This is a genomic window from Bradyrhizobium sp. CCBAU 45321, from assembly GCF_028128975.1.
GTDB classification, from domain to species: Bacteria; Pseudomonadota; Alphaproteobacteria; order Rhizobiales; family Xanthobacteraceae; genus Bradyrhizobium; species Bradyrhizobium yuanmingense.
This window is the reverse complement of the sequence record NZ_LFKZ01000041.1, coordinates 1-588: the sequence shown is the minus strand read 5'-3', so window position 1 is coordinate 588 and position 588 is coordinate 1. Positions and strand designations below refer to the sequence as shown.

Below are 588 nucleotides of genomic sequence, written 5' to 3'. Positions count from 1 at the left end.
GTTCAAGGCTTATCCGATCGGCTACTTCCACATCGACATCGCCGAGCTCCGGACCGCCAAAGGCAAGCTCTACCTCTACGTCGCAATCGATCGCACCAGCAAGTTGGCGTTCGTGCAACTGGCCAGGAAGACGGGAGGACCTCGGCCGCGGCCTTCCTCCGAAGCCCTTATTGCGGCCGTCCCCTACAAGATCCACACGGTTCTCACCGACAATGGGATCCAGTTCACCTTCCCACCGCGCTATGCGGACGGCCCGACAGCAAGATACGCCACGCATATGTTCGACATGCGCTGCCGGGAGAACGGGATCGAGCATCGGCTGACTAAGATCAAGCATCCCTGGACCAATGGCCAGGTAGAACGAATGAACCGCACGATCAAGGAAGCGACCGTCCAACGCTATTACTACGATCGACACGATCAGCTCGAAGCTCACCTTGCCGACTTCATCAACGCCTACAACTATGCTCGGCGGCTGAAGACCCTGAATGGCTGTCATTCGGCTTGCAATATTGGCTCTGACGCAAGTTTGGTGCAGCGCCGACTATTCTGCGCCGATCAACCTGGCTTGAAGCAGATCGATTTTGC

Annotated in this window: 1 protein-coding gene; it reads left to right on the top strand. The window is 57.1% G+C overall.

All coding sequences use genetic code 11. The annotated features are described in order from the left end of the window. Positions 1–588: integrase core domain-containing protein (locus tag ACM43_RS09565; protein WP_271539848.1), on the top strand; the 588-nt coding region annotated here is incomplete at both ends.